This window comes from Rhizobium sp. CB3171 (assembly GCF_029714265.1).
Lineage (GTDB): Bacteria > Pseudomonadota > Alphaproteobacteria > Rhizobiales > Rhizobiaceae > Rhizobium.
Map to the genome: position 1 here is coordinate 3,842,099 of NZ_CP121652.1, position 22,701 is coordinate 3,864,799.

Below are 22,701 nucleotides of genomic sequence, written 5' to 3' on the forward strand. Positions count from 1 at the left end.
TGAAGGCAGGCTTTTCGGGCGCTCCATTTATCAGGATCATTATCGCGCTTGATTCCATTATGTGATCGTGTATTTCTCTTATATTAGAATTGCGAGGCGGATGGTGCGAGCAAATGATGGATGACGATCTGGAGCTGGCGATCGGGGCTCGCATCAAGCAGTTGCGCATTGCCCGCGGTTTGACGCTGGACGAGCTGGCGAATGCCTCCGCCGTCAGCCGCGCCATGATTTCGCGCATCGAGCGGGCCGAGGCGAGCCCGACGGCATCCTTGTTGTCGAGGCTCTGCGCAGCCCTCGGCCTGTCGCTCTCGGCCTTCTTCGCCGCGGACGATAAGGATGTGTCGCCATTGGCCCGCCGCGACCAGCAAGCGGTCTGGCGAGATCCGGAAACCGGCTATGTCAGACGCGCCGTCTCGCCGCCGGGGACGGAATCGAAGGTGGATGTTGTTGAAGTCGTCTTCCCCGCCGGCGCACGCGTTAGCTTTCCTCCGAATGCCGCGAGCCTTGCCATGACACAACATGTCTGGCTGTTCGAAGGCGAGATGGAGGTGACCCATCGTGATGTCACCCATCGCCTGATGCCCGGGGATTGCCTCTTCATGGGCGTCGGCGACGGTCATGCCTTTCATAATCCCGGCGAGGGTCCGGCGCGCTATTGCGTCATCCTCGATCGCGGCCGCTCATAATCATCAAGGACCTTTTCATGCCCGATATTCGTCTTCTTTCCGCCGCCGAAGCCCGCGCCGTCGCTCCTGATCTCTGCGACGTGCTCGCCGATTGCGTCAATGGCGGCGCATCGGTCGGCTTCATGCAGCCGTATAAGCCAGCCGACGCCATGCCCTATTGGCAAGGCGTCGCCGACAGCGTCGAGAGCGGCGCTACGCTGCTCTTGGTAGCCGAGATCGAGGGCAAAGTTGTGGGTACCGTGCAGGTAGGCGCGGCGCAGATGCCGAACCAGCCGCATCGCGGCGATCTCAAGAAATTGCTGGTGCATCGCTCTGCGCGTGGCAAGGGGCTGGCGCGGCTGCTGATGGCGGCGGCTGAGCGTGAAGCGGCCAAGCGCGGCAAGACCCTGCTGGTGCTTGATACCGCAACCGGCAGCGAAGCCGAAGCCATCTATCCCCGCCTCGGCTGGCAGCGGGTCGGGGTCATCCCCGATTACGCCATGTGGCCGGAAGGTGGGCTCTGCGATACGACGCTGTTCTATAAGCGCATCGCTGCTTGAACCGGGTCGGCATAGTCATTGTGAAAATGCGGCAAGCGCGTCATTCAGCGTCGCGGTCGGCGTCCAGTGCATCGCCTTCCAGCCGAATTGCCGCGCGGCCTCTATGTTGGCGGGATAATCGTCGATGAAGGCGATCTCATGGGCTTCGATACCGACGCGCTCGGTGGCCAGCCGGAAGAATTCAGGCGCGGGCTTCTGGTAGCCGAGCATGGCGGAATAGAAGATGCCGTCGAAATAGGAGGATAGGTCAAGCTTTTCCATCAGATAGGCGGCGCGGCGATGCTCCTGGTTGGTCGCCAGGTACATCGGGATGCCCTTGGCCCGCAGCGCCGCGAGGTCGCCAAGCAAGGCTTGGTCGAGGCGGGAGTCGTTCTCGAACCAGTAGTCGATCAGCGTTGAGGCGCTCAGCCCCGGCGCGATCCTCTCCAGAACGCTGGTGAGCCGGGGTTCCAGATTGTCGCGGCCGGTAACGACGTCTCCCCAATGGTCTTTCCTGAAGAATTCTTCCTGAAGCACCTCACGCTTGAGACCGAGATCGCGTTCCAGATAGGTGCAGTAGTGCAGGCCATCGCCGGGTCGCCCATGCACCAGCACACCGTCGACATCGACCATCAGAACTTTCATGCGGCGCGAATCTCCCAGTGGAATGAAAGGCATGCGGAAGGTGGCGTTGTTTCTGCCGGCGATCAAGAGCGCATGCGGCTCTTTTTTCCGTCCTGCAATCCGTGTAAGCCTCTGCATTCCCCAGGGAATTTAGCCGGCGTCAGGAGGCTGCCATGCGCGTCATCTATTCGGAAGATCACAAGCTGAGGGACGCCAAGACAGAACTGCATGATGGGCAGCTTGTGGCGCCTTTCGAAGCGCCGTTCCGTGCCGAATGGATATTGGCTGCCGTGAAGGAGGCCGGTTTTGCGGACATCGTCGCGCCGGAGCTGCATGGGCTGGAGACGGCGCGGAAGGTGCATGACCCCGCCTATCTCGATTTCCTTGGGACTGTCTGGGAGCGCTGGGTTGCGGCCGGCTACAAGGGTGAGGCGATCGCCAATTCCTTTCCCGTGCGGCGCACCAGCCAGCGCGTGCCGGAAAACATTGTCGGCATGATCGGCCATTATGCCAACGCCGCCGACACCTCGATCACCAAGGGCTCCTATGAAGCGGCCGTTGCATCGATGCGCTGCGCATTGACGGGTGCCGATTGGCTCCATGCCGGCAATCGCTATGCCTTCGCCCTCTGCCGCCCGCCCGGCCACCACGCCGGCTACGATCTCTTCGGCGGTTATTGCTTCATCAACAATGCCGCCGTCGCCGCGCAGCGGCTTCGCGACCACGGCGCGAAGAAAGTGGCCGTGCTCGATGTCGATTTCCATCATGGCAACGGCACACAGGATATCTTCTATCGGCGCGGCGATGTCTTCACCGCTTCGCTGCACGGTGATCCCATCCATGCTTTCCCCTATTTCTTAGGCCATGCCGATGAGAAGGGCGAAGGCGAAGGGCTGGGGGCGAACCGCAATTATCCGATGCCGCGCGGCACGTCCTGGGAAGAATGGTCGGCGGCACTTGCCGAGGCTCTCGCCCGCATCAAGAATTTCGGCGCGGAGGCGATCGTGCTCTCGCTCGGCGTCGATACGTTCGAGCGCGATCCCATCTCCTTTTTCAAGCTGACGTCGCAGGATTTCATTCGCATGGGCGAGCGCATCGCCGGCGTCGGCCTGCCGGTTCTCGTCTGCATGGAGGGCGGTTATGGCGTGCCCGAGATCGGCCTGAACGTCGCCAACGTCCTCATGGGCCTCGAAGCCTGAGACAGTCCTGGATCAACGCGCGTGATCGCAGGATGAAAAGTTTGAATTTGTCAGTCCACGTCCAGATCTCTAAAAAACCCGCATAAGAGGAGAGGTCATGGACCAGCAGCTTATCGAAAGTGGCACGGATGGCGGCGCGGCGCTGATGCCGCATCCGGATGTTGCGCCATCTTCCGGCGGCATTGCCGCCGGCGTGCTGATGTGCGTCCTGTCCATGTGCAGCATCCAATTCGGCTCGGCATTGTCGTCTCCGATCATCAATACCTATGGACCCGTCGGCGCGACGTGGCTGCGGCTCGTCTTCGCGTCTGCCGCACTGGCGATCATCGTCCGTCCGAAGATCATGAGCTACAGCCGCTCGCAATGGATCAGCGTGCTGGCACTTGGTTCCGTATCGGCGTTGATGACGGCTTCCTTCTTCTCGGCGATTGCGCACATTCCGCTGGGTCTTGCGGTCGCGATAGACTTCCTCGGACCTCTGCTTGTCGCGACCCTCGGCTTCGGGTTGAGCCGTCAGCTTCTCTGGCCCGTCTTCGCCGGCGTCGGCGTTCTGCTATTGGCCTATGACGGTGAGGAATGGGTGGGCAATCTGCCGGGCATCCTTTTTGCCTGCGGGGCGGGCGTGGGCTGGGCCTGCTATATCCTGTTGACGAAGAAGGTCGGCAACGCCTTCCAGGGTCTCGAAGGGCTTTCCATGTCACTGCTGGTCGCGGCGGTCGTTTCAACACCTTTCGGCTTTGCCTCCGCCGCCCCGCATCTGACAGCCTCTGGCCTCCTCGAAATCGCCGGCCTGGCACTGCTCGTTCCGCTGCTCCCCTATGTGCTGGAAATGGTCGCGCTGCGGCGCATGCCGACCTCGTCCTTCGGCATCCTCATGAGCCTGGAACCCGCCATTGCTGCCGTTGCCGGCTTTATTATCCTGTCGCAGCCGATGACGCCGTCGCAGATGTTCGGCACGGCCCTCGTCGTCGCCGCCAGCATCGGCGCAACGATTTTCGCCACGAAGGGCTGAGCTTAGACAGTCTTCCTCGCCGGATCGTCCAATGCCGGATTATAGAAGAGCGAGAGCGTCAGGCTCTTGGCGATGCGTTCGGCCGTCGCCATAAACCAGGCCTTGGCTTCATCCGAGGGCGCGATATCGGCAAGCGTTTCCGAAAAAAGCGCCAGCCATTCCGGAAAGAGGTCTGGCGCGATGCCTTCGACGCCGAGATGCGCTTGCACAGGCTTGCCGCCATAGGCGCCGTTTTTGAACGCAACCGACGACCAGAAGCGTTTCATCTTCTCCATATGGTCCGGCCACCGGCCGGCAAGGCGGCCGTCAAAAACCGGGCCGAGCCGGGGATGCGCCTGAATGCGTCCGTAGAAAGTATCGACAAGCCGGTCGATGAAGGCTGCATCGATGCCGATGCGCGTCATCTCCGCTTCGGCCTTCTCGCGGATGCCGGCGAGGTGAGCGGCGCGGCCCTGTATGTCAATGTTCATGTCATGCTCCTGCCGCCGCTCAGCATTTTGCGCAATACGGCGTTTGTCGGCCCTCTATCTATGCATTTCCATGGCGGAACCAAGATGTCATGCCGCCGTTGCGGCAATCTGTCAAAGTCATGGGGTAGTTGGCTCGGCATAGTCTGTTAGCCCTTGACCCCAGTGATCGTCCACTTTAGTTTTAGAATAATTCTAAAGATGGAGATTTTTATGTTGCTCGGGTTTTTCCGCTCGCCAAAACGTTCCTTTGCCTCTTTGTCCGAACAGGAAATTCTCGCCATTGCCATCGCCTCGGAAGAGGACGATGCCCGCATCTATCTCGCCTATGCCGATATTCTAAGAGACAACTATCCCGATTCCGCCAAGGTGTTCGAGGACATGGCCGAAGTCGAGGATACCCATCGCAAGACGCTGATCGACATGCACCGCAAACGTTTCGGCGAGCGCATCCCGCTGATCCGGCGCGAACATGTCAACGGTTTCTATGAACGCAAGCCGGACTGGCTACGCAAGAACCTGTCGCTCGAAGCCATCCGTGCAGAAGCCGAGGGCATGGAGCAGCAGGCCTATAATTTTTATGTCGAGGCGGGCAAGCGGGTTTCCGACGCCTCGACGCGCCAGCTCCTCGGCGATCTGGCGCTGGCGGAACAAGGGCATGAAGACATTGCCCGCATGCTTGGCGACAAGCACACGCCGGAATCGGTGAAGGAAGAAGAGGATGCGGATGCCCGCCGCAAATTCGTGCTGACCTATGTGCAGCCGGGCCTTGCCGGCCTGATGGACGGCTCGGTCTCGACGCTTGCGCCGATCTTCGCCGCCGCCTTCGCGACGCAGCAGACATGGCAGACCTTCCTCGTCGGCCTGTCGGCTTCCGTCGGCGCCGGCATATCCATGGGCTTCACCGAAGCCGCCCATGATGACGGCAAGATTTCCGGCCGCGGCTCGCCGATCAAGCGCGGTCTTGCCTGCGGCGTCATGACGGCACTCGGCGGCTTGGGCCACGCGCTTCCCTATCTCATTCCCAATTTCTGGACCGCCACCATCACCGCCGCCATCGTTGTCTTCTTCGAGCTGTGGGCGATCGCCTTTATTCAGAACAAATATATGGAGACACCGTTTCTCCGCGCCGCCTTCCAAGTCGTCGTCGGCGGTTCCCTGGTGCTTGCAGCGGGCATACTGATTGGAAATGGGTGAGACGCGATCGTCGAAGGAGCAGCGATCGAGCGGTACGCGCGGCAGCACCCATGAACAGCATGTCAAGGCCGGTCAGCAGAGCCATAAGAACAACTAACCAAATGGCGCTTCAATTTGTCCGTGCCTGAGAGGTGTAGACCGTTCTGAGCATTTTTGGAAAAACAAAAGGCCGGCAGATGTGCCGGCCTTTTGTATGAGTTGTGTTCTTACGGTGATTACTTGACGGCGCCGACGAGGACGTCGTTGCCGTTTTCGATGGTGACCCAGCGGCCGGCATTGTAGCTCGCCTGGCGCTTCAGATAGGAATAGGGGGTCTGGTACCAGACCTTCACCTCGTCATCGAGATTGTCGAGAATGTAGTCGCCCTGGTCGGTACGCAATGTCAGCACGGCATGGCCTTCGCCATCAGGTTTGCGTACGACCGTCATCAGAAGGTTGGCGGCGGAAAAGCCCTTCTGCATGAGAAGCTTGCGCTTCAGAAGCGCGAAATCTTCGCAGTCACCGGCCGTCTTCGGATATTCCCAATATTCTTCCTGGCCGTAGACTTCCATGTCGGTGGCAGGCGTGATGGTCTTGTTGACGCGCAGGTTGACCTGATTGACCAGCGTCCAGGTGGCGGCGTTCATATCGACAGGACCGGTATTGCGCGTCGGGCCGCATTCGTCGGCATGACGCTCGCAAAACTCATAGTGCCCGATGGGCTGGGATGTGACACCGCCGATGGTCATCGATGCGGTGTTCTGGGGGGCCGGCATGGCCGACGACGACATCGCAACTATAGCTGCGAAGGCAACGAATACGCCCTTAATACGCACGCCCACTTTCCTTGTATCGTCCCTGCATTTGTTAACAAATTGTTAATGTAAGGGGGCGCGCCAAGTCAATCGTTACTTAAGTGTTAACAGCGGAACCAGCCTTTATGGTTAATTTCAGCACAATCAAGAGGCTAGTCGCCACAATTCAATGCCTCTTATGATTACCGGAAGGCATGCGGGTTCTACCCCGCGGCGGGCCGTCCGCGGGTTTTTCACAAAGCTATCTATATGTTTTTACGGATGATTATGGAGCGCCAGCGTCTCCGCTGCGGTCAACATGCGCTCGATATCCTGCGGTCGGGACAGCCGATGATCGCCGTCACGCACAAGTGTTAACACGACATCGTCGGCCGGCAAATGTTCGACCAATCTTAACGAATGGGCATAGGGCACATCCTCGTCCTGCATGCCCTGTAGGATATGAACCGGGCAGCCCGTTTCGATGATGCCGGTCAAGACGCGGTTGGCGCGGCCGTCCTCGATGAGCGCGCGGGTGAAGATATTCGGCTCGGGACTATATTCTGAAGGCTCCTCGAAATAGCCGCGTTCGGCAAGCGATCTCCGCTCGACATCGGAAAGGTTCGGCTCGATGAGATCGATAGTGAAGTCCGGGGCGGGAGCAATCAGCACAAGGCCCTGGATGGCCGGTGTCTTCTTGCGCTTGCGCAGTTCCTGGACGAGCCGCAGCGCGATCCAGCCGCCCATGGACGAACCGACAAGGACGATCCGCTTCGGCTTGGCGTAGTTGATGACGGCGAGCGCCTCTTCCAACCAGTGCGAAATCGTGCCGTCGGTGAAGACGCCGCCGGATTGGCCATGGCCCGAATAATCGAAGCGGATGCAGCCGAGACCCAGCCGTTCGGCAAGCGCGTCGAGCTCCAGCGCCTTGGTGCCGCTCATATCGGAGCGATAGCCGGAGAGCCACACGAAGGTCGCGCCCTTTGCGCCTTTCCTGGCCGCGCGCAGTTGCACGGCGATCTGCCGTTGGTCGTCGGCGCTGCCCACGGAAATAAAGGTCGGTTCAAGGTCGGCTAGTGCTTCGGACATTAAAAACTCCCGGAATTTTGTGCTTTATAGAGCAGATTTGCACCCGCGCGAGTGCAAAAATCCTTCCGATTTCTGAAGAAGCGCATGCGCTATTTTGTGATGTTGCTGTGTCCTTTGCGCATCTTACGGCTGCGCCGCACAGTATTGGCACACGGGAGGTGATTTTTTCCTGGCATCATGCTATTGACTTCACCGCAGCTTTTACGACATTTCCGTCAGTTGCGCCGACGGGAGCGAGAGGCTGCAGCAATCCGAAACAATTCGTGGAGAGTACGACCATTCGCAGACCCTTTAAAACCGATGCGCCCGTGAAGGACGGGCCACGTTCCAACAGGGAAATCCGCATTCCCAAAGTTCAGCTCATCGCGGCTGACGGCCAGAATATGGGCATCGTCCCAACCGACCAGGCATTGAGAATGGCAGAGGAGGCCGGTCTCGATCTGGTGGAGATTTCCCCCAACGCTGAACCGCCTGTGTGCAAGATCCTCGATCTGGGCAAGCTGAAATACGCCAACCAGAAGAAGGCCGCCGAGGCGCGCAAGAAGCAGAAGGTCGTCGAAGTCAAAGAAATCAAGATGCGCCCGAACATCGACACGCATGACTACGACGTGAAGATGAAGGCGATCGAACGTTTCTTTGAAGAAGGCGACAAGGTGAAGGTGACCTTGAAGTTCCGCGGCCGTGAAATGGCCCACCAGGAACTCGGCATGAAGCTTCTCCAGCAGGTCAAGGAAGATACGCTCGAGATCGCCAAGGTCGAAGCCGAGCCCAAGCTCGAAGGTCGCCAGATGATGATGGTGCTTGCGCCAAAGTGAGGCGCGAGCAGACGTAAGAGGCCGGAGCCGTCCTGTTGGGCGGCTTTTTCCTTTTGTGCTCCGGGTTGATGCCTGTCATCGATCCGTAAAAGAATCCCCGCAGGGGAATCGCTTCAGGTAAATTTTGCTGTTGGGTGATGAGGCTTTCAAGATAATCGTCGTTCAGGTTTGCCTTTTTGCGTCGGACTTTGAGGCTGTGCTTGTCTTTTGGATTTCGCACTAGGTTCATGGCGATGTGTTTGACGAGGGCCATGTTGTGGGGTCCTGAGGCGGTTCGCAATCTGGAGAGGTCGTCGTGGAAGACGACGTCGAGGACCCAATGCAATCGGTTCTCGATGCCCCAATGGGCGCGGACGGCGGCGGCAAAGGTTTTCGGATTGAGTTTGGCTGACGACAGATAATAGCGCCTCTCGGTCTCGACCTTGCCGGCCCGCTCGGTGTGGCTCTCCACCATGGCGATCATGGCAAGATGGGGAAAGCGCGGTTCGTCGGGATATCGACGGTCGGAGATCAGCCAATCGACGTCGTGGCAGACGGTATGCCGGCGCTGCTCGATCCGGCCATGGTCGTTCTCGACGGTTGCCGTGTCGGTTTCAATCATGTCGGCGGGCGGATCGGCGAAGAAGCGTGCGACGTCGTCATGGGTGACGGGCCGGTTGGCCTTGAGCGCAAGCAGATAATCACCGCCGCGCCGCACGATCGTCTCGGCAATGGCGGTCTGCGTGCCCATGGCATCGATGGTGACGATGGCGCCGGTCAGTTCGAGCCGTTCCAGCAGCAGCGGAATAGCCGTGATCTCGTTGGATTTGACGTCGGTCGCTTCCTGGCCGAGAACCAGCCGCTGCCGGGTTGCCCAGGCCGAGACCATATGCAGCGGTTCGCGTCCTCGGCTGCGCGCATGGGTCCGGCGGGATGTCTTGCCATCAATGGCGATGACATCCGGATCGCCATCCCGCAACGCTTCGACCCATGAGGTGAAGCAGGATTTGAACAGCTCGGGATCGAGGGCGTTGATGACGTCGTTCAACGTGTCATGGGAGGGCAGACCGCGTTCGAAGGCAAGGAAGCGCCGCAGAAAGTCCATCCGCTCCTCGCCCCAAAGCCGGATCTCGACGAAATCCTCCATGCCGCTCAGCGTCGCACACAGCACAAGCAGCAGAACCTCCGGCAGCGGGTAAACCACCCGCCAGCACTGCCGCGGATCGGAAAGTGCTGAAAAATGATCAAGAATGGCCCGCGAAGAAGTAGGAGAGACTGGCATGAACGGCTCCGTCGATTCGAAGCTCCTCATGAATCACAATCCGACCTCCTGGCGCCACAACAGAGTCAAAGCTAAAGCGATTGCCCTGGAATCCCCGCCGTGCCCGTTGCACTTACAGGCGACTGCGGTTATAAGCGCGCGTCCGAACTGACCGGCAGGGCATGCCGTGGCAGTTCAGAATGCTGGCGGAGCGGTTCGTCACCGTATCCGCCGTTCAACAACAAACGCTCCGGCACCTTGTCGCAGCCCCGGCCCAGCCGGATCTGTGGGGAGGCTTTTTACAAAGCGCGCCAGGAAGCATCGAAGGAGTAGCAAAATGCCCAAGATGAAGACGAAGTCCTCTGCCAAGAAGCGGTTCAAGATCACCGCGTCCGGCAAGGTCAAGGCAGCCGCTGCTGGCAAGCGCCACGGCATGATCAAGCGTACCAACAAGTTCATTCGCGACGCCCGCGGCACCATGGTTCTCGCAGAACCGGATGGCCGTAAGGTTGTCAAGAACTACTTGCCGAACGGTCTCTGAGACTATTCGTAACGCTATAGACTAAGGAGATCATGAAATGGCACGCGTAAAAAGAGGCGTTACCGCCCACGCCAAGCACAAGAAGGTTCTGAAGGCAGCCAAGGGCTTCTACGGCCGCCGCAAGAACACCATCCGTACCGCCAAGGCCGCCGTCGACCGCTCCAAGCAGTACGCTTACCGCGACCGTAAGATCAACAAGCGCAACTTCCGCGCCCTCTGGATCCAGCGCATCAACGCTGCCGTCCGCGAATTCGGCCTGACCTACGGCCGCTTCATCGACGGTCTGAACAAGGCTGGCATCGAAGTCGACCGCAAGGTTCTCTCCGACATGGCGATCCATGAGCCGGAAGCTTTCGGCGCGCTCGTCGCCGCCTCCAAGAAGGCGCTGGAATATCTCAAGGACGCTGGCACGAAGAACGAATTCGAAGCTGCTGTGAACTAACACAGCTTCCACGTATTTCGTGTATTCATTGCAAACCCGCGCTGGCAAAAACCGGCGCGGGTTTTGTGTTTTGCAGCACGCGTGATCGAGCCCATGTGGCCTGATCAAAGCGCGCGCCGCCGCCGGCTGTGGCCGAACTTCGGCACATGACCCGCTTTCTTGGCGGGTTTTTGTCATTTGCCCGTTGATTGGCCGCGTGCACATGGGTAGTGATCTGCAGCGCTTCATCGTTGCCACCAGCTATCCGATGTATGTGTTCACCAATTATTCTGCGGAATGAGCGGCGCGGTGAGCCCGCCCTCCGCAAGGCAGGACAAGATGACGGAACTCGATACTCTTGAAACCCAACTCATGGCCGACGTGGCCGCTGCCACGGACGAGCAGGCGATCGAAGCCGTCAGGGTCTCCGCTCTCGGCAAGAAGGGCTCGGTTTCAGAACTGTTGAAGACGCTGGGCTCGATGTCGCCGGAAGAGCGGCAGACGCGGGGCGCGGCGATCAATGCGCTGAAGAATTCGGTGACCGACGCCATCAACGCCCGCAAGGGTGCGCTGCGCGATGCCGCGATCGAGGCCAAGCTGAAGGCGGAGACGCTGGACGTCAGCCTGCCCGTGCGTTCTTCGCCTGCGGAACGCGGCCGCATTCATCCGATCAGCCAGATCGTCGACGAGATCACCGCTATCTTCGGCGACATGGGCTTCTCGATCGCCGAAGGTCCTGATGTCGAGACCGATTATTATAACTTCACGGCGCTGAACTTCCCCGAAGGGCACCCGGCCCGCGAGATGCACGATACCTTCTTCTTCCAGCCGGACGAGAAGGGTGAGCGCAAGGTGCTGCGCACGCACACTTCGCCGGTGCAGGTGCGCACCATGGAAGCCTCGAGCCCGCCGATCCGCATCATCATCCCCGGCAAGACCTACCGCCAGGACAGTGACGCCACGCACTCGCCGATGTTCCATCAGGTGGAAGGCCTCGTCATCGACAAGACGGCGAATGTCGCCAATATCCGCTGGGTGCTCGAAGAATTCTGCAAGACCTTCTTCGAGGTCGACAATGTGACGATGCGCTTCCGCCCGTCCTTCTTCCCGTTCACGGAACCCTCGTTCGAGGTCGATATCCAGTGCGATCGCTCCGGCCCGATCGTCAAATTCGGCGAAGGCACCGACTGGATGGAAATCCTCGGCTGCGGCATGGTTCACCCGAACGTGCTGCGCTATGGCGGTCTCGATCCGGATGAATATCAGGGCTTTGCCTGGGGCATGGGCCTCGACCGCATCGCCATGCTGAAATACGGCATGCCCGACCTGCGCGACTTCTTCAACGCCGACGTCCGCTGGATGAACCACTATGGCTTCCGCCCGCTCGACATGCCGACACTGTTCGGCGGTTTGAGCGTGTAAGGAAGGGATAAAGCACATGAAATTCACACTCTCCTGGCTGAAAGAGCACCTGGAAACCGACGCCACGCTTGACGAGATCTGCGCCCGCCTGACGATGATCGGGTTGGAAGTGGAAGACGTCGACGATAAGGCGGCATTCAAGCCCTTCGTCATCGCCAAGGTCCTTTCCGCCGAAAAGCATCCGCAGGCCGACCGGTTGAAGGTGCTGATGGTCGACAACGGCTCCGGCAAGCCGGTCCAGGTCGTCTGCGGCGCGCCGAATGCCCGCGCCGGCCTCGTTGGCGCCTTCGCGGCTGCCGGCACCTATGTTCCTGGTATCGATGTAATCCTGACGGTCGGCAATATCCGTGGCGTCGAAAGTCACGGCATGATGTGCTCGGAAAAGGAGCTGGAAATCTCCGACAGCCATGACGGCATCATCGATCTGCCGGAAGATGCGCCCGTCGGCACCAGCTTTGCCGCCTATGCCGGCCTCGATGATCCGATGATCGAGATCAACCTGACGCCGAACCGTCCCGACTGCACCGGCGTCTACGGCATCGCTCGCGACCTCGCCGCTTCCGGCCTCGGCACGCTGAAGCCGCGCCTGACGCCGACCTTCGCCGTCGACGGCGATACGCCGGTGGACTTGAAGATCGAGCTCGACGATACCAGCATCTGCCCCGGCTTCGCGCTCCGCCTCGTACGCGGCGTCAAGAACGGCCCGAGCCCGAAATGGATGCAGCAGCGGCTGCTGGCGATCGGGCTGCGCCCGATCAGCGCGCTGGTCGACATCACCAATTACATGACCTTCGATCAGGGCCGGCCTATGCACGTCTTCGACGCCGCCAAGGTCAAGGGCAATCTGGTCGTGCGCCGCGCCAAGGATGGCGAGACCGTGCTGGCGCTGGATGAGCGCGAATACAAGCTTGGCCCGAACAATGTCGTCATCTCCGATGACGATGGCGTCGAGTCGATCGGCGGCATCATGGGCGGCGAGCATTCCGGCTGCGATGAGAACACCGTCGACGTGCTGATCGAATCGGCGCTTTGGGACCCGATGAACATCGCCAAGACTGGCCGCAGCCTCGGCATCATCACCGATGCCCGCTACCGCTTCGAGCGCGGCGTCGATCCGGAATATATGGCTCCCGGCCTGGAACGCACGACCGAGCTGGTGCTCGCCTGCTGTGGCGGCACCGCCGCCAAGGCCAAGGTCGAAGGTTATAAGGGCTACGACGCCAAGATCGTCGATTTCCCCTTCTCCGAGGTCAAGCGTCTGACGGGCCTTGACGTCTCCGTGGAAGAAGGCAGGTCGATCCTGACAAAGCTCGGCTTTTCGGTTTCCGGTTCGGGCGAGCGTGTCTCCGTCGCTGTGCCCTCGTGGCGGCCGGATGTCGATGGCAAGGCCGATCTGGTCGAAGAGATCATGCGCATCCATGGTGTCGACAACATCAAGCCGCAGCCGCTTGCAAGCCACAACGCCGTCAACGGCAAGATCCTGACGACGCTGCAGATCCGCACGCGCACCGCCAAGCGCGCGCTTGCCTCCCGCGGCATGCTGGAAGCCGTCACCTGGTCCTTCATCTCCGAAGATCAGGCCAAGCTCTTCGGCGGCGGCTCCAATGCGCTGAAGCTTGCCAATCCGATCGCCGCCGACATGTCCGACATGCGTCCCTCGCTCCTGCCGGGCCTGCTGTCGGCTGCGCAACGCAACGCCGACAAGGGCTATGGCGACGTCGCGATCTTCGAGGTTTCCGGCACCTATGAAAACGACAGGCCCGAAGGCCAGCGCCGCGTCGCCGGCGGCATCCGCCGTGGTACTGCGACGCTGACGGGCGCCGGCCGCATGTGGTCGAACGCCGCCAAGGGCGGCGGCAAGCCGGTCGATGTCTTCGACGCCAAGGCAGACGCACTGGCCGTGATCGAAGCCTGCGGCCTGCCGATGGGCAATATCCAGATCGAGCAGGGTGGCCCCGCCTGGTATCATCCGGGCCGTTCGGGCACGATCAAGATGGGTCCGAAAGTCGTTCTCGGCTATTTCGGCGAATTCCATCCGAAGACGCTGGAAGCGCTCGATGTCACCGGCGCGCTTGCCGGCTTCGAGGTCTATATCGACGCCATGCCGGAGCCGAAGAAGAAGACGACGCGCACCAAGCCGGCGCTGGAGCTTTCGCCGTTCCAGGCAGTCAAGCGCGACTACGCCTTCGTGGTCGACAAGACTGTGGAAGCCGGCACGATCATCCGCGCCGCCACGGGCGCCGACCGCAAGCTGATCACCGGCGTCAATGTCTTCGATATTTTCGAGGGCGCATCGCTCGGCGACGGCAAGAAGTCGATCGCCATCGAGGTGCAAATCCAGCCGGCCGAGCGCACGCTGACCGACGAGGATTTCGAGGCGCTGACCCAGAAGATCGTCGCCAACGTGACGAAAACGACGGGTGGCGTGCTTCGGGGGTGACAAGGTTTCCCTTCTCCCCGCCTGGGAGAAGGGGAAAGACCTACCGATGCAAATGGTAGACCTTGTTGACGATGGTCCACCGTCCGTCGATCTTTAGCAATGACAGATAGTCGGAAAAGCGCATGCCGGCGAATTCGTCGACGACTTTGACGCTTGCGGCATCACCTTCGATATCGATCAGCTCGATCTCCATCAGCGGCACAGTGTCGGGCGGTGCGCTGCCTTCTTCAACGATGGCGCTGATGAATTCGTCGCGCGTCATCCATTCCACCGCGCCCTGATAATTGCCTGTGATCGCTACTCGTGGATGGAGCGCCTTGCGCAATGCCGGCTCGTTCGCGAATGCCATGCCATCGACATAGAGGTGAACAACCGCACGGATTGCTTGCTCTTCTGACATCTCGCTATTCCTCGTTTGAGTGCCTGTTAATATAGCATAAACGCCCCAACTGGCAAAAACGGCGGCGTGATCGCGAGGATTTGACCGGTCTTATTCTACGAAAATCCGTACGCTGGCGGCCCGGCCGGCGGCATCGATGACGGTCAGCGTCGAATAGCCGGCGCCATCCGGAATCCATTGATTAGTGCGGCGGCGAGAGAGATCGGGCAGCGGCTTGCCGTTGGCGAGCCAGCGGAACGGCGCGCGGCCGCCCTGCAGCTTCAATGCCAGCGGCATCGGTGGGTTGGCGCCGCTGCTCGCGCCAAGATCGACGCGCGCCCCCTCTGGCGGATAGACGATCTGTGGCGCCGGCTCGCGGGTCGAGGCTGACAGCAAGCCGGCGGCCGTCACCGAAAAACGCCGCTGGCTGATCGGCAGTTCGGTGGCGGAAATGCGCACCGCGCCCATGGGCGCCGGCGGAAACGGCGCGATGGCGACGCCGGATTTGGCGAAGCCTTCGAAGAGGATGGGCGCGGCTGAGACATAGCCCGCCAGGCCCGGCACCGCGCCATTGTCCGGCCGGCCGACCCAGACGCCGAGCACATGCGCACCATCGTAGCCGACGGACCACGCGTCGCGGTTGCCGTAGCTGGTGCCGGTCTTATAGGCGATGCCGAGCTGCTTGCTGCCGGCCGGTGCAATGATATCGGAGAGAATGTCGGTGATGTTCCAGGCTGCGACCGGCTCCATCAGCGGCTCGCTTTCGATCGGCCCGGGCTGATCCTGAATGCCGTCGCCGATCCGCATCGGTTTGCCGCGGTTGGCAAGGCCCGCATAGAGCTGCACCAGATCCTTGAGCGTGATGCCGACGCCGCCGAGGCCGATGGCGAGGCCCGGCGCTTCGTTGGGCGGCAATACCGGCTTCACCTCGGCGCGGCGGAAACGCACCAGCAGCCGCGTCGGCCCGACGGCGTCGAGCAGACGCACGGCCGGCACATTGAGCGACAGTTGCAACGCCTCGCGCACGCTGACATCGCCCTGGTAGGTCATGTCGAAATTCCGCGGGCGATAACCGTAGAAATCGGCAGGGCGGTCCTCGATGATCGTTTCCTGGGCGACATATCCCTCTTCGAAGGCCAGGCCGTAGATGAAGGGTTTCAGCGTCGAGCCGGGCGAGCGCAGGACACGAGTCATGTCGATCCAGCCGGAGCGGCTGGAATCGAAATAATTCGCCGAGCCGACCTCGCCGACGATGTCGCCGGTATGTGCATCCGCCATCACCATGGCGACAGAGACCTTCGGTCCCAACCGCTTCGATGCTTCATCGGCGACGATTTCAAGGCCTTGCTGAATATCCCGGCGCAGCGTCGTTCGGTGCCGGATGACGCCGGGTTGCTTGCGTAGCGCGGCCTCCGCGAGATGCGCGGCATAGGCCGGCAATTGCCGTCGCTTCGCGGGGACCGGGACGAGCGCTGCCCGCTCAGCTTCACCCTCGCCGACGGCAGCCGCAACGGCAGCGCGATCGAGCACGCGGCGGCGGGCTGCCTCGGCGCTTGCGAGATTGCGGTCCGGCCGGCGCTTTTCCGGTAATTGCGGCAGAGCGACCAGCAAGGCCGTCTGTGCGACGGTCAAATGCCGCGGCTCCTTGCCGAAATAGGCAAGGCTTGCCGCACGCACACCCTCCAGATTGCCGCCATAGGGCGCATGCGTCAGATAGAGATCGAGGATTTGCTCCTTGCTGAGCCGCCGCTCAATCTGGATGGCGCGGACGATCTGCAGCAGCTTTGCCGTCACTGATCGCTCATTGCGCGGCTCGATCAGCCGCGCCACCTGCATCGATAGTGTCGAGCCGCGACGATGCGGCCATGGCTGACAAGCTGGAGAAAAGCGCGGCCGAGCGCCATCGGGTCGACGCCGTGATGGTCGTAGAACCGCCGGTCCTCGTAGGCGACCAGCATGCGCAGGAATTGCGGATCGACATCGGCGACATCGGTCTTCAGCCGCCAGCGCCCCTCCGGCGTGGCGAAGGCTCGGAGCAACTCGCCATTGACGTCGAGCACTTCAGACGAAACGATGCCGGCCTTGTCGAGCGGCGGCGGAAAGGCGTGATCGGCAGCCTCGAGGCCAAAGATCAGCGCCGCCACCGAGAGGGCGCTCACCCCGACACCGATCGCAATTTTCCATCGCGTCTTCATCACCGCTCTTACTGTTGTGCTGCCAGCACCTCCATACGGCCCATCGCCGTGCGGGCCGAGAATTGCGGACGATACATGTCCTCGACGCTCGCGGCCGGATGATCGTAGGTGCCGAGGGTAACGGCACGGACGACATAGGCGAAGGTCAGATCACGATCGGCGCCGGAGCTTTGGTCGAAAGCGGCGACGAAGCGGTCGTTGCGGAATTCGACATGGGCCGGCTGGATATCGCTGAGCCAGTCGAAGTTCGAAAGCTGGGCGCTGTTGACGATGCTCGGATTGTCGATCTCGAAGCCGGCGGGCAGGAGATCGGTTACGAGAAGGCGCTGCGGCCAGTCATTGTCCTCGGTAACATGCAGCACCACGACGTAACGCTCGTTCTGCTGCGCTTGGCTGACATTAGCCTCCTCGCCATCGAGCGTGTAGTACTTGCGCTCGATCTTGAAGCCGTTGCCGCCGGCCGGCAGTGGTGCGACCGGAGCGGCGACCGTAGTCACCGCGGCCGATAAGGGCTGGCGTGTGGTGTTGGTGACGGTCAGCGGATGTCCCATCAGGGCGTCGCCGGTCATTTGGGCCATGTAAGCGCCGCTATGGGCAGCGCCGTTGACATCCAGCGTCAGGCCGTCATCGCCGTTCTGCAGGGCGCGGGCAGCGAGCAGCATCCAGGTTTGTTCCTGGGTGCTGGTATAGGTCTTGGTCTGCCATTCCTTGGCAACGACCGACGCCAGGTCCGGAATGATCGGCGGCACGGGGCGGCTTTCGGCAGCAAGTGCCAGCACGGCCGCGCCGTCGCGCAGCGACGAACCGTAGTCGGAACGAGCGAAGCTGACCTTCGTCACCGCCGCCTTTTGCGACATCTGCAGCGCATCGACGAAGATGTTGCGTGAGCGCTGGGCATCGCCATAGAGCGCGAGAGCGGCCGCCAGATGCGCCTTGGAGAGCGGCGTGGGGAAGTCGTTCAGCATGGTATCGGCGTAGTAGCGCAGATCGCTGATCGAAGCCTTCTTGTTGCGGGCGAGCACGTAGAGCGCATAGGCGATCTCGTTGCCCTGGTCCTTGACGTTGGTGTTGATGCTCAAGGAGTTCTGGAGATTCTCCAGTGCCTGCACCATGGCCTGATCCGGCACGGTGTATTTTTGCTCGCGGGCTCGGGTCAGGAAATCGGTCACATAGGCGTCGAGCCAGAGATCGCCGGAGCCCGGAGCCCAGAGGCCGAAGCTGCCCGTCGACGACTGATAGGACATTTCGCGATAGATCGCGTCCTGAACGCGCTTGTGGATTTCAGCGTCGTCGGCAAGACCGTTCTTGATCGCCATATCGCTGAAATAGAGCAGCGGCATCGCGCTGCTGGCTGTCTGCTCGGCGCACCCATAAGGATAGCGGCTGAGGCTCATCAGCAAAGCGGGCACGTCGAAGGCGCTGGAGCGGCTGACATTGAGGCTGACGGAAGCGCCCGGCAGCACGCTATCGGCCAAAAGGTCGGCATTGACTGTCAGGCTCTTGCCGGGGGCAAGCGCGATGACGCGCCGTTCGGTGACTGGTAGCTGCGCCGGGCGAACTGGAATATTGACCGATTGATCGAGCGACATGCCGGAAGCATTCGACAGCTTGATCGAAACCGTACCGTCGCCGGGCTGTCCGCCGGTCAGCGGCAGCGTGATGTTGTATTTACCGCCGGTCTGTAGGTTGATCGTCTGCTGCGCAGCGCTTGCATCCACGGTCACGGCCGAGTTGCCCGTCACTGCCAGCCTGTAGTCGCCGGCGGGTGCGTCGGTATTGGCGATATCGAGCCGGAGATTGGCCTTATCCCCCGGAGCGAGGAATTTCGGCAGGCTAGCGGTGACGACGACGGGGTCGCGGATGATCACATCCTGCGTCGCATGGCCGATCCCGGCCTTCGACCAGGCGACGGCCATCAGGCGTGCCGTGCCGTTGAACTGCGGAATGTCGAAGCTGACATTGGCCTTGCCGCTGGCATCGAGCTTGATCGGGCCGGAGAAGAAGGCGATCAGCTTTTCCGTCGGCGGGCTGGCCTGCAAGGCCGCCTGTCCGCCATCGCCGCCGGTGCGCAACCGCCCGGTGGCGCCGAGCGAGCCGTCGATCAGGCGGCCGTAGAGGTCGCGGATTTCGAGGCCGAGCTGGCGCTGGCCGTAATACCATTCGTCCGGGGCTGGCGGCTGGTAGCGCGTGAGGTTGAGAATGCCGACATCGACGGCGGCAACTATGACATAGGCGTCCTCATTGGCGCCTGCGCCCGCCACCTGCACGCCGATATTCAGCGGCTGGCGCGGCAGGGTTTTCTGCGGCGCATCGAGCTTGACCTGCAGCTTGCGTTCGCCGGGATCGACGATCGCCCATTTGATGCCGATTGCGCGCATTGGCATGCGGCTTTCCTGGGCATCGCCGGGGCGGAAGAGGGTGGCGGTTACATAGGTACCGGCGCCCCAATCGGCGGTGACGGGGATGTCGACTTCGCCGCCGGTGGCGCCGATATCGGCATTGGTCACCGAGATCAGCGTTTCGGACCCGGCCGTCACCATCAACTGGCCGGCGTAACGCGAGGTCACCTTCAGCTTGGCAGTATCGCCGACATGGTAGCTGTCCTTGTCGAGCGCAATTTCCAGTGCATCAGGTGTCTGTGTCGAGGTGGAAGCGACATACCAGCCAGCGTTGAATTCGACGCTGGATTCCGGCCCGTTCGTATCGGTCGTCTCCACCTCCAGCCGATAGCGGCCCCAGGTCACCGGCACCGAGATTCTAGCGCCGTCCGTTGTGGCGTTGACCGTGCCGGTGGCGACCTGCTTGGTCGACATCACGGGCTCGTATTTCCAGCTACTGCCGTCGCGATACCATTGGTAGTCGCGTTCGACACTGAGCAGCTTCCAGGTCAGGCCCTGCATGGCCTGCTTCTGGCCGTTCTGGTCGACGGCGATGACATGGAAGTTGCCGGTGGAATTTTCGCCGAGATCGCCGTCGAATTCCGGCTTGATGCCGATCCGCGGCCCATCCGCCTTGACCGGCAGCGTCAGAGAGCGCTCGACGGCCCGGCCGCCGGCCTCCTGCATGCGCACGGTGATGTTGGCATTGAGGAGCTGCGTGGTCGAAGGCGTGTCGGCTATGGTGACGTCGAAGGTCGTCTTGCCGTCTTCGTCCAGCGCCTGCAGGTCTTCCAGCGGCATTTGCGAGCTTTCGGCCTTGTTGTCGCCGCTGCTGTCGCTATCGCTGTTGTCCTGCCCGGCGCCCTCGTCGGCGAGGCCGAATTCATAGCCCTTATAGTCGGCGCTCTCGCGGGTCGGCTTCAGCGTCACTTCGCCTTCGAGGCTTAGGCCCGCGGCCGGCGCGCCGTAGAGGTAGCGCCCTTCGATATTGACCGGTGTGGGTTGGCCGACTTCGATCGCCTTCGCGTCGCTCTTCATGTCGAATTCGATGCGATCCGGCACGAAATCGTCGACGAGGAAGGTCTGTGAGCCGATGGAGGTACCCTTCGGGTCGGTATAGATGTTCATTGTCCAGGTGCCGCGCATCGAGGTCTGCTGTAGCGGCAGGTCGACATTGTAGCCGCCGAGCTTGCCGCCGTCGGTGACGATGCGGCGGTCCTCGACGCCGTCGGGGCGCAGGAAGACGAAGGTGAGCGGCAGGTTCTCGACCGCCATCGAGCTGACGTCGCGGGCAAGAGCGGAGGCATGTACCGTCTCGCCGGCGCGGTAGATACCGCGTTCGGTCCAGGTGAGCAGATCGATCGCGCCCGGCGCCGTGCGTCCGGTGACGCCGCGGTCGGAGAGATCGAAGCCGGCGCGGGTCATGTCGAGGAAGACGTAATCCTGGTCGCCGTTCTGCGCCGTGATGACGGCCGGGGTCATGCCTGCCGTGCCCCGCATCAGGCCGGCGCTGAAGGTGGCGCGGCCGTTCGCATCGGTCTTCGCAGTGCCGAGGATTTCATTGTTCTTGGCGAGCAGTTGCAGTTCGACACCGGCAATCGGCTTGGCGCTGCCAAGCGAGCGGGTGAAGACGTTCAAGCCGTCGGTGCCGGCATAGGTCGTGACACCGATGTCGGAGACGACGAACCATTGCGTAGCCTGCGGATCCCATTCCTGGCCGCCGTTCGGTGTGACGGCGGTCAGGACATAGACGCCCGGCTTGCGCTTGGGCAGCGCCTCGTCGACCGGGAAACTTGTGACGACGTCCTTGTTGAGGTCCTGCTGGATATCGATTGAACCCTGCCAGACCAGTTCGCCGCTGGTGTCCTGGATGGTCTGGGCGCTATAGCTGTCCATCTGCGTCAGGAACTGCGAATTGCTGAGCAACTGGGCAATGTTGCGGTCGCCGATGCGGTAGAGCTTCAGATTGGCCGTGGTGGTGTTGACCGAAACCAAGGGAATGCCGCGACGCGCCGTCGACGGCAGCACGAAATTGTCGCCGGTGAAGCGGATCGAGGCGGTGCGGTCCTTGACATAGACATCGATGTCCACCTGGGCGGCAAGGTTCTCATCGACAGAGGAGGGCAGGCCGCGGCGCAGCGAAATCTTGTAGTGCTGGCCGAATTCGAGGCCTTCGACGCAGATCTGGTTGTCCTTGGCGTCGACGCCCTTGGGGGCGGCGCCGTTGACGGTCACGAAGGGCGTGTAGTCGACGCCGCTCTTCACCAGTTTTTCGGAGAATTGCAGGCAGGCGCGGGGCGAGGCGTTGTCGTTGTCCAGCGTGTTGCCGGTGACACGGAAGCCCTGCCGGGCTTTGAGATCGTCATAGGCGGCCTGGATCGTCGGGGAGCCGGCCAGAGCGAGGCTTGCCTTATAGGCGCTGAGCGCCTGGCGATAATTCTGTGCATTCTGCAGAGAGGTGGCAAGCACGGCGAGCGCGTCGGCGCGGCTGTGCGTCGTGCGCGAAAGCTGATAGCCGTTGAGGGCGGCGTAAGCCGCCTGGGTGGCGACGGTTGTATCGTTCGTTATCGTGTTGGCGGCCCGTGCCATCTCGACCCAGAGCGCGCCATTGTCAGGCGCAAGCGACAGCGCGCCCTGGAAGGCGTTCAAGGCGTTGTTGACGTTGCCGGAGGTCAGCTCGATGCGGCCGAGCGCCGTCAGGCTTTCGACGCCCTGTCCCTTCAAATCATTGGCGAGCGTCAGCCTGCTCTTCGCATCGCGCGCGCTCTGTACGAAATTGTCGGAAAGGAAGGGGAGGGCGGGGGCGGCGCCGATATCCGGCTCGTTGGCCGCAGCCGTTTCGACGATCTTGCCGGCAATAGCGCCGGGGAAACTGTTGAGCTGGTTGAAATCGGACTTCAGGAAGCACCATTTCACCTTGGGATTATAGGTGAAGGCCTTGCAGGATTTGTCGCCGATGCAGGATGTCGAGCACTGATCCAGCGTGACATTCTGCTCGGTGCGCAGATCGAAGCCGAAATAGTCCCCATCCTGCGTGGTGACCACTTGGCGCTTCGCATCGGCGGCGTTCGCTGGCATCAAGGCGGCGAAGGTGGCGAGAAGAAAAGCGGAAAGTCCGATAAACGCGCGCTTAGACATAAGTCCCCCCAACGCTGTCCGTTTCGATTGGCCGCACTCTTCAAACTTCGGGCTAATTTGTCAACCGAGCGTCGAGATGCAAAAGTGGGATTTCGACTATACCGATCTATTTGAGGTGACGTTTTCGATCAAAAATTGCTACTTTAGTCTACGCTTTTCAAGGCTTT

The 22,701-nt window shown here is 61.4% G+C and carries 16 protein-coding genes and 2 pseudogenes; 10 read left to right on the plus strand and 8 right to left on the minus strand.

Annotation, left to right across the window (positions count from 1 at the left end):
• The first annotated feature begins 116 nt into the window (after positions 1-116).
• Together QA648_RS18670 and QA648_RS18675 are read left to right on the plus strand one after the other, a co-directional pair.
• Positions 117-686 (plus strand): XRE family transcriptional regulator, encoded by a 570-nt coding sequence (locus tag QA648_RS18670; RefSeq protein WP_283051420.1) that lies wholly within the window; start codon positions 117-119, stop codon positions 684-686.
• A gap of 17 nt (positions 687-703) precedes the next feature.
• The gene (locus QA648_RS18675) at positions 704-1,225 is read left to right on the plus strand and encodes a GNAT family N-acetyltransferase (RefSeq protein WP_104821687.1); all 522 of its coding nucleotides are present in this window, start codon (positions 704-706) and stop codon (positions 1,223-1,225) included.
• Positions 1,226-1,240: 15 nt separating this feature from the next.
• Here QA648_RS18675 and QA648_RS18680 read toward each other — a convergent pair whose 3' ends face one another.
• Entirely contained in the window at positions 1,241-1,849 is a 609-nt protein-coding gene (locus QA648_RS18680) for an HAD-IA family hydrolase (RefSeq protein WP_283048633.1), read from the minus strand.
• A 152-nt stretch (positions 1,850-2,001) separates the two neighbouring features.
• Between QA648_RS18680 and QA648_RS18685 the strand changes: the two genes are divergently transcribed.
• Positions 2,002-3,027: a histone deacetylase family protein gene (locus tag QA648_RS18685; protein ID WP_283048636.1), complete on the plus strand. Its 1,026-nt coding sequence runs from the start codon at positions 2,002-2,004 to the stop codon at positions 3,025-3,027.
• 97 nt (positions 3,028-3,124) lie between these two features.
• Positions 3,125-4,039: an EamA family transporter gene (locus QA648_RS18690; RefSeq protein ID WP_104821689.1), complete on the plus strand. Its 915-nt coding sequence runs from the start codon at positions 3,125-3,127 to the stop codon at positions 4,037-4,039.
• A gap of 2 nt (positions 4,040-4,041) precedes the next feature.
• On the opposite strand, the gene QA648_RS18695 is transcribed toward QA648_RS18690, so the two are convergent.
• Positions 4,042-4,509, minus strand: a complete 468-nt coding sequence (locus QA648_RS18695) for a truncated hemoglobin (protein WP_283048638.1) — start codon at positions 4,507-4,509, stop codon at positions 4,042-4,044.
• Positions 4,510-4,719: 210 nt separating this feature from the next.
• Here QA648_RS18695 and mbfA point away from each other — a divergent pair, with 210 nt between their 5' ends.
• Positions 4,720-5,703: an iron exporter MbfA gene (mbfA, locus tag QA648_RS18700; RefSeq protein WP_283048640.1), complete on the plus strand. Its 984-nt coding sequence runs from the start codon at positions 4,720-4,722 to the stop codon at positions 5,701-5,703.
• A gap of 215 nt (positions 5,704-5,918) precedes the next feature.
• Here the strand turns inward: mbfA and QA648_RS18705 are convergent, their stop codons facing one another.
• On the minus strand, positions 5,919-6,518 hold the full coding sequence (locus QA648_RS18705) for a transglutaminase-like cysteine peptidase (protein WP_283048642.1): 600 nt from the start codon (positions 6,516-6,518) through the stop codon (positions 5,919-5,921).
• 234 nt (positions 6,519-6,752) lie between these two features.
• Positions 6,753-7,565, minus strand: coding sequence for an alpha/beta hydrolase (locus QA648_RS18710; RefSeq protein ID WP_283048644.1), 813 nt, complete (start codon positions 7,563-7,565; stop codon positions 6,753-6,755).
• 278 nt (positions 7,566-7,843) lie between these two features.
• Between QA648_RS18710 and infC the strand changes: the two genes are divergently transcribed.
• Positions 7,844-8,380 carry a translation initiation factor IF-3 gene (gene infC / locus QA648_RS18715; protein ID WP_183868856.1) on the plus strand — a complete coding sequence of 179 codons (537 nt, stop codon included), beginning with the start codon at positions 7,844-7,846 and terminating at the stop codon, positions 8,378-8,380.
• Positions 8,381-8,507: 127 nt separating this feature from the next.
• On the opposite strand, the pseudogene QA648_RS18720 reads toward infC, so the two are convergent.
• Positions 8,508-9,641: pseudogene (locus QA648_RS18720) on the minus strand (ISAs1 family transposase); the annotation flags it as partial.
• A gap of 316 nt (positions 9,642-9,957) precedes the next feature.
• On the opposite strand from QA648_RS18720, the gene rpmI reads away from it, so the two are divergent.
• The 4 genes from rpmI to pheT all read left to right on the plus strand — a co-directional run bounded on the left by rpmI (position 9,958) and on the right by pheT (position 14,444).
• Entirely contained in the window at positions 9,958-10,161 is a 204-nt protein-coding gene (rpmI, locus tag QA648_RS18725) for a 50S ribosomal protein L35 (RefSeq protein WP_028750884.1), read from the plus strand.
• A 37-nt stretch (positions 10,162-10,198) separates the two neighbouring features.
• Positions 10,199-10,603, plus strand: a complete 405-nt coding sequence (gene rplT / locus QA648_RS18730) for a 50S ribosomal protein L20 (RefSeq protein ID WP_104821695.1) — start codon at positions 10,199-10,201, stop codon at positions 10,601-10,603.
• A gap of 318 nt (positions 10,604-10,921) precedes the next feature.
• Entirely contained in the window at positions 10,922-12,004 is a 1,083-nt protein-coding gene (pheS, locus tag QA648_RS18735) for a phenylalanine--tRNA ligase subunit alpha (RefSeq protein ID WP_283051423.1), read from the plus strand.
• 16 nt (positions 12,005-12,020) lie between these two features.
• A complete protein-coding gene (gene pheT / locus QA648_RS18740; protein WP_283048650.1) occupies positions 12,021-14,444 on the plus strand; it encodes a phenylalanine--tRNA ligase subunit beta in 2,424 nt (807 codons plus the stop codon).
• Between the two features lie 40 nt (positions 14,445-14,484).
• Here the strand turns inward: pheT and QA648_RS18745 are convergent, their stop codons facing one another.
• The 3 genes and pseudogenes from QA648_RS18745 to QA648_RS18755 all read right to left on the minus strand — a co-directional run bounded on the left by QA648_RS18745 (position 14,485) and on the right by QA648_RS18755 (position 22,534).
• On the minus strand, positions 14,485-14,844 hold the full coding sequence (locus QA648_RS18745) for a nuclear transport factor 2 family protein (protein WP_283048652.1): 360 nt from the start codon (positions 14,842-14,844) through the stop codon (positions 14,485-14,487).
• Between the two features lie 90 nt (positions 14,845-14,934).
• Positions 14,935-17,018: pseudogene (gene pbpC, locus QA648_RS18750) on the minus strand (penicillin-binding protein 1C).
• A gap of 8 nt (positions 17,019-17,026) precedes the next feature.
• Positions 17,027-22,534 carry an alpha-2-macroglobulin family protein gene (locus QA648_RS18755; protein WP_283048654.1) on the minus strand — a complete coding sequence of 1,836 codons (5,508 nt, stop codon included), beginning with the start codon at positions 22,532-22,534 and terminating at the stop codon, positions 17,027-17,029.
• Positions 22,535-22,701: the final 167 nt, after the last annotated feature.